Below are 6,883 nucleotides of genomic sequence, written 5' to 3'. Positions count from 1 at the left end.
TGTGTATACTATATGCAAGTCTGCGCCAAAACGCCACAATTTTGTCATGAGGCCCGCCCAAATCGCTCTGTGCAGATCCTCACCCAAAACGCAGACTGCTACGGTCGATCGGCCGCGAATGGATGTGGCGCGTTACGACTGCCCACGCCAGCAACATTCCGTATACACGAGCGGCACGCCGAAAGGTCCGCCACTGCAACACTTGTGATACTCGTCGCAAAGTGTGCGCCACTGCGGAGACTTTCATGTAGAGTACGTCGGAAACTGCTACGTGTCAACACTTCAGACGCCGCCGGCCGTCCACTGCGACCGTTCTGTCGACAATCCGGGCCGCGCACGCCAGGGGACATCCCCCGTGACAGAACTGCTTCGCGCGCCCGTCGCACCCTCCTCTGACGCCGGAACTGTCCATGGCGTCACCCGTACAAGGCGCGCGCCACGCACCCGGACGGGCAATTTCCCGCCGTCCCTGGCCGAATCGGTGTCCGCTCCGTCTCCGCTAACAAGTTAGCACCCCGCGCAAGTCCCCAGAGTGCGTGCGAAATGCGGCAGCAAACCCGCGCGGCGTGCACGGGGCCCGGCGGATGGTACGGGCGTTGCTCCGGGGCCGGATCTCGATCCGCGCGCACGGAACCGCGCGCACCACAGCGGCCCCACGGAGATGACGAACCCCTTGGACACCCTCCCCGCGCCGCCGGAAGACCGGCGGGAGCAGGAGGACCGCTTTGCCCACGAGCTGCGGGTGCAGCGCTTCGTGCAGCCCGACGACGTGACCTGCGGGCCCACCTGCCTGCGCAAGGTCTACGACTTCTACGGCCTGCGGGTGGGAGACGAGGAGGTGCTGGGCGAGATCGACCGCAACGACGACGGGGGCACCCTGGCCGTCTTCCTGGGCATCGCCGGGCTGCGGCGCGGCTTTGGCGCGCGCATCTACTCGTACGACCTGCGCATCTTCGACCCCACCTGGCACGGGCTGCCCCGCGAGGTCCTGGCGGAGAAGATCCACGCCCGCTTTCCGTACCTCTCCGACTCCACGCGGCTGCGGGCCGCCCGCGCGTACCTGGACTTCCTGGAGATGGGCGGCGAGCTGGCCTTCGACGAGCTCTCGCCGGCCCTGCTCAAGGAGATCATCGACCGCGAGCACCCCGTCCTGGCCGGGCTCTCGGCCACCTACCTGTACCGCTTCGCGCGGGAGCGGCAGCTGGACGACGACACCCTCGTGGAAGACGACGTGGGGGGCGAGCCCACGGGCCACTTCGTCGTCATCTGCGGATACGAGCACTGGGGGCGGCAGTTCAGCGTGCGCGACCCGTCCCGCCACGTCCCCCTGATGCCCGACGGGCGCCAGGTGGTGGACGGGCAGCGGCTGATCAATGCCATCCTCCTGGGCGACGTGACGTACGACGCCGTGCTGCTGGAGCTGTGGCCGCGGGAGGCCGCCGCGTGAGCAACCGCACCCGTGTCATCGCCGTCGTCTCCAACCCCGACGACGCGCGCGGCCTGCCCGAGGGGATCGCCGTCGCCGCGGACCGCTACCTGGAGGGCGGCGACGCGCTCGCCGAGACGGGCGCCGTGGTGGTGAACCTGTGCCGCTCGTGGAAGTACGGCAGCAAGGGCTACTACGTTTCCCTCCTGGCCGACGCCCGGGGGCAGCACGCCATCCCTTCCGTCGACGTGAGCGAGGGGTTCGCGGACGCGTACGGCCTCTTTCGCACCCTACAGGAGGCGGGGGTCCCCACGGTAGACCCGGAGGAGATGCGCGCCCGCCGTCGCGCCGCGTCCAAGCCCGTCCCGTCCGCCAAGGACGAGGGGGAGGACGACGAGGCGCCGCGCTCCTTTCCCACGCCCTGCGTGCGGGTGCAGGAGAAGGGGTCGTCCACCGTGCGCCTGGCCACGGAGGACGAGACGGCGGAGACGCTCGTCTTCCTGGGCAGCGCGGCGGATGCGCGCTTTCGCAACACGGCCCTGGCCGTGTACCGCGAGTGGCCCGCGCCCGTCCTCCGTCTCCAGCTGGTCCGCGAGGAGGGCGAGTGGAAGGTGACGGCCCTGGCCCCCGTGCCGCCCCACCGCCTCTCGTCAGAGGATCGGCAGCAGCTCTGTGAATCTTTAGCGGACCATAAGCGCATCGTGCGCCGGGGGACGGAGCCGCCGCGCGAGGAGCGGCGCGCCTCCCTCGCCGTCCTGCACGACCCGGACGACGCGTTCAGCCCCTCCAGCCCGGAAACGCTGGACCGGCTGGAGCGGGTGGCCGCGCGGCGCAACGTGCACGTCCGCCGCATTGGCCTGGACGAGCTGCACAAGCTGCCGGAATACGACGCCCTGTGGATCCGCGCCCTCACGGGCGTGAGCGAGCCGGCGTTCCAGTTCGCCCTGCGGGCCGAGGCGCTGGGGATGCCCGTGGTGGACGACTCGCAGTCCATCATCCGCTGCGGCAACAAGGTGTTCCTGGAGGAGCTGCTGCGCCGCGAGGGGATTCCCACGCCACGGACGCGCATCCTTACCCGCCACACGCCCTGGGAGCAGGTGGCGGAGCTGGGCTCACCCCTCGTCATCAAGCTGCCGGACGGGTCGTTCAGCGCGGCCGTGCACAAGGTGAGCACCCGCGACGAGTTCCGCCGCCGCGCGGACGACATGTTCCGCCGCTCGCCGCTCATCATCGCCCAGGAGTTCCTGCCCACGGACTACGACTGGCGCATCACGGTGCTGGACGGGCGGCTGCTCTTTGCCTGCAAGTACCACATGGCGCGAGGGCACTGGCAGATCCGCACGGAGACGCCGGGCGGCAAGGAGCGATACGGCCGGGTGGAGGCCGTGGCCCGGGCGGACGCGCCGCGGGAGGTGGTGGACGCGGCGCTCCGGGCCGCGGGGCTCATCGGCGGCGGACTGTACGGGGTGGACCTGAAGGAGACGCCCGACGGGCCCGTCGTCATCGAGATCAACGACAACCCCAACCTGGACGTGGGCTACGACGACGCCGCGGACGGGGCGGCCATCTACGAGGACCTGGTGGATTTCTTCGTGCGGCGCATCGAGCAGGGCCCGGAAGGGACGGACGCGGCCACGCCGGCGGTGGAGGACGAGGCGGAGCTGCTGGAGCGGGTGCGCAAGCCCATCCGGGCGGGGCGCGGCGGGGGCGGCGACCGGCACTACAAGCCGTTCGAGGTGGCGGGGATGGAGCTGGAGTACCCCACGGTGGACCGCGACCTGAACGTGGTGTCGCTCGTGGAGCCTGCCTTCCGGGTGCTGGCCGGCCGGGGGACGTCGGACGTGGACCTGGGGGCCGTGGGCTTCAGCAACGAGATCGCGGACCACGTCTTCGAGATCAAGACGCAGGAGCCCCTGCGCTCCCTGGCCGACGCGGAGACGGCGCTGGCGGAGGGCATCCAGCGGTTCAGCGCCGTGCTGCACGCGGAGTTCGGCGCGCGGCTGCTGCCCACGGGGATGCACCCGTGGTTCGACCCGCGCAAGGGCAAGCTGTGGACGCGCTCGGGGCTGCGCATCTACACGACGTACGCGCGTCTGTTCGACGTGCGCACGCACGGGTGGATGAACGTCCACGCGGCGCACCTGAACCTGCCCCTGGGCCGCGAGGTGGACGCCATCGCCATGCACACGGCGGCGGCGCTGCTCATCCCCTACCTCCCGGCCCTCGCCGCCAGCTCGCCGATGTACGACGGCGAGCTGCAGCCGGCCGTGGACGGGCGCCTGGCGTGGATCCTGGAGCACCAGGCGCGCATCCCGGAGAGCTGCGGCGAACTCGTGCCGGAGTACGTGGAGAGCTTTGGCGACTACCGCAAGCGCATCCTGGCGCCCATGTACCGCGCGCTGGACCGGCTGCCGGACACGGGCCCCATCCGCCACGAGTTCTTCAACACGCGGGGCGCCATCCTGCGCTTTGCCCGGCGGGCCATGGAGGTGCGGGTGCTGGACACGCAGGAGTGCGTAAGGATGGACGTGGCCGTGGCCGCGTTCGTCCGCTCGGCGCTCAAGCACCTCACGCAGCGCGTGGCGGGGGGGCGGGTGGAGCTGCCGGACCACGCCGTGCTCGTGGAGGACTTTCGCGCCTGCATCCGGGACGGAAGCGCGGCGCGGGTGCGGGCGCCGCACCTGGACGTGGAGCGGGACGGCGACGGGCTGGCGGACGCGCGCGAAGTGTTGCGGCACCTTCTGGGCGGTGCGCGCCGGGCCGTGCGCAAGGACGAGGCGCCGTACCTGGACCTGGCCGGGCGGATGATCGAGACGGGCACGCTGTCGGAGCGCATCCGCGCGGAGCTGGCGCCCGTGGCCGACGCGGACGACGAGACGTTCACGGAGGCCGCGCGCCGCATCTACATCGAGCTCATCGACTGCCTGGAGGCCAACGAGCCCTGGGCGCGGCGTGGGCTTTGACGGAATTCCGCCCTCCAACCCGTTGTCACAGCTCGGCTTCCGCGGACCGTGACTGGCACGGACCGTGCGTGGTGCGGCCGGCCCGGAGGAGAAACACACGAGGGCGGCACCATGGCGCTACGCAACTTCACGGATTCGCAGGGGCAGGGCTGGCGGGTGTGGAACGTGGTTCCGCAGTACGACACCGCCCGTGACGAGGACACGCTCACGCCGGGCCTGCAGGGCGGGTGGCTGTGCTTTGAGCGCGAGGGGCACAAGCGCCGCCTGTCGCCCATCCCCGAGGGATGGGAAGCGGCGGAGCCGGAGGAGCTGGAGCGGCTGTGCCGCGATGCCGCCCCGGTAACGCGGCGGCAAACGGAAGGCGTGGGGACGCCGGCCGGGCAGGCGGGATGAGGGGTGGAGGGGATACGGGCAGTACGGGGTGGGGATGGGTGGAGGCGTGAAGGACGGGGTGCGGGCTTCGGTCCGCACCCCGTCGTTTTAGTGCGAAAGTGCGAAAGTGCGAAAGTGCGAAAGTGCGAAAGTGTGAAAGTGCGAAAGGCGACCGCCAATGCGGTCGCCTTTCGTACCTTCGTACCTTCGTACCTTCGTACCTTCGTACCTTCGTACCTTCGTACCTTCGTACCTTCGTACCTTCGTACCTTCGTACCTTCGTACCCTCAGTAGTACGGGTTCGCGCCGGCTTCGTGATCCGTGAGGTCCACGATGTCGCGCACCTCGGGGATCTCCTCGCGCACCATCCGCTCGATGCCCTGCCGCAGCGTGAGCGCCGACGCCGCGCAGCCCTGGCAGCCACCCGTCATCCGCACGTAGATCACGTCCTCGGCCACGTCCACCAGCTCCACCGCGCCGCCGTGCGCCGCGATGCGCGGGTTCACCAGCGTGTCGAACACGGTCTGCACCTTCTCCGCCAGCGGGCCCCACGCGCCGCCGCCCCCCACCGCGACGGGCGCGGGACGGGCCGCCGGACGGGGGACCTCCACCCGGAACCCGCCGTCGGCGTCGGACCACTCGATGCGCGCGCCGCTCAGCAGGTTGCTGGTGTCCAGGTTCAGCAGCACGCGGATGCCGTCCAGGTTGATGGCGATCTCCGTCTTCTGCTTGTCCTCGCGCTCCACGAGCGTGATCTCGTACTCGCGGTCCAGCGGGCTGCGCTCGCCCTCCACCCCGGCGGCCAGGGCAATGCGGAGCGCGGGATCGCGGACGGCGCCGGCATCCACCAACGCGTCGATCCGGGCGCGCGCCTGATCGGTAAGCTGAATCATGCTCGTTCTCTGCGGCTTGCGAAGGGTCCAATGCTGTCCCGCATACACTCGCCGGACGATCCGGTTCACGCAACGGCGACGGTGACGTGGATCGGCCTGATCCGCATCCACCGAAAAACGAAGAGGGACGGCGCGGCGCCGTCCCTCTCGTCGTTCATCGATCCGTCCGCCGTCAGGGCTTGTTGCCCTTGCCGGGGTTGTTCTCACGGCCGCGGCCGGGGCGCTCCGTGGGGCCCGGAACGGAAGCGGGCGGGCCGCCCTGTCCGCGGCCTCGCCCATTGGCGCCGTTGTTTCCCCGGTTGGTCTGGCCGGGCGGGCCGGCCCCGTCGGGCCCGCGGCCCTGCGCCTGGCCGGCGGCGGATTCGCCCGGCAGGCGGCGCAGGGCCTCGGGGCCGCGCGCCAGGGCCGCCGTCACCCGGGCCAGCGCCCGGTCGGACCGTTCGCCGCCGCTCACCAGCTCCGTCAGCACGGCGATGGCCACGGCGCGCTGGGCGGCCGGCGCCGACACCGTGAGCCGGCCCAGCACCGACGGGTCCACGCCGGCCTCGATGGCGTCGGCGCCCACGGACAGGTCCGCGGCCGTCACGGGCGCCGTGCGCGGCGCGCCGGCCATGGCGTCGCGCGCCCGGGTAAGCGACACCAGGCGCCGCTCCACCGCGGCGGCGATGCGGTCCGCCGGCACGCCCTTGGCGCGCCCCTCGGCCACCTTGCCGTTCAGCAGCGACACGGGAATGCCCGCCGCTTCGGCGCGGCGCAGCGCCGTGTCGATCCGCTGCTGCGGGTCCTGCGCGCGCGCCGTGGCGGGAACCCCCGCCAGGACGGCCAGCAGCACCAGCATGAATCGTAGCGTCCTCATCACTCCCGATCGGTTTCTCGACGGCGGTTCGTTCGATCCTCTGACGAACCGTGGCCGCTCCGCGTCACGCATCATCGTCTTCATGGCACCACCAGCACCGCGGAGCGCCCGCCGAAGCCGTCGTCCACCGTGGGAACGCCCTCGGGCACCATCACCTGCCCGTCCGCCGTGCGGTACGCGTAGTGGTAGGCGCCGGGCGCCACCCGCACCCGCGCCACCCACGCGCCGTCCTCCTCCGTCATGGCAATGGGCTGCCACTCGCTGAAGTCGCCCAGCACCAGGGGGGCCTGCGCGTGGTCCGCGCGCGGCAGGCGAAAGACGGCCCACCCCGCGTCTACCCGCGGCATGCGCAGGGCGGGCGCCGCGCGCCGCT

At 71.3% G+C, this 6,883-nt stretch carries 5 protein-coding genes and 1 pseudogene; 3 read left to right on the top strand and 3 right to left on the bottom strand.

Going from position 1 to position 6,883, the window contains the following annotated elements:
- Window positions 1-661 precede the first annotated feature (661 nt).
- The 3 genes from VFZ20_RS25590 to VFZ20_RS25580 all read left to right on the top strand — a co-directional run bounded on the left by VFZ20_RS25590 (window position 662) and on the right by VFZ20_RS25580 (window position 4,782).
- Window positions 662-1,447 carry a hypothetical protein gene (locus VFZ20_RS25590; RefSeq protein WP_329686800.1) on the top strand — a complete coding sequence of 262 codons (786 nt, stop codon included), beginning with the start codon at window positions 662-664 and terminating at the stop codon, window positions 1,445-1,447.
- On the top strand, window positions 1,444-4,389 hold the full coding sequence (locus tag VFZ20_RS25585) for a glutamate-cysteine ligase family protein (RefSeq protein ID WP_329686799.1): 2,946 nt from the start codon (window positions 1,444-1,446) through the stop codon (window positions 4,387-4,389). The genes VFZ20_RS25590 and VFZ20_RS25585 overlap by 4 nt, the downstream gene beginning before the upstream one ends.
- Window positions 4,390-4,500: 111 nt before the next feature.
- Window positions 4,501-4,782: a hypothetical protein gene (locus tag VFZ20_RS25580; protein WP_329686798.1), complete on the top strand. Its 282-nt coding sequence runs from the start codon at window positions 4,501-4,503 to the stop codon at window positions 4,780-4,782.
- A gap of 266 nt (window positions 4,783-5,048) precedes the next feature.
- Here VFZ20_RS25580 and VFZ20_RS25575 read toward each other — a convergent pair whose 3' ends face one another.
- The 3 genes and pseudogenes from VFZ20_RS25575 to VFZ20_RS25565 all read right to left on the bottom strand — a co-directional run.
- A complete protein-coding gene (locus VFZ20_RS25575; RefSeq protein WP_329686797.1) occupies window positions 5,049-5,654 on the bottom strand; it encodes a NifU family protein in 606 nt (201 codons plus the stop codon).
- 172 nt (window positions 5,655-5,826) lie between these two features.
- Entirely contained in the window at window positions 5,827-6,510 is a 684-nt protein-coding gene (locus VFZ20_RS25570) for a hypothetical protein (protein ID WP_329686796.1), read from the bottom strand.
- An 80-nt stretch (window positions 6,511-6,590) separates the two neighbouring features.
- A pseudogene (locus VFZ20_RS25565) lies at window positions 6,591-6,883 on the bottom strand (glycogen-binding domain-containing protein); the annotation flags it as partial.

This window comes from Longimicrobium sp. (assembly GCF_036280135.1).
Taxonomy (GTDB): Bacteria; Gemmatimonadota; Gemmatimonadetes; order Longimicrobiales; family Longimicrobiaceae; genus Longimicrobium.
Note: the sequence above shows the minus strand (reverse complement) of the source record. Positions and strands in the feature narration are given on the sequence as shown.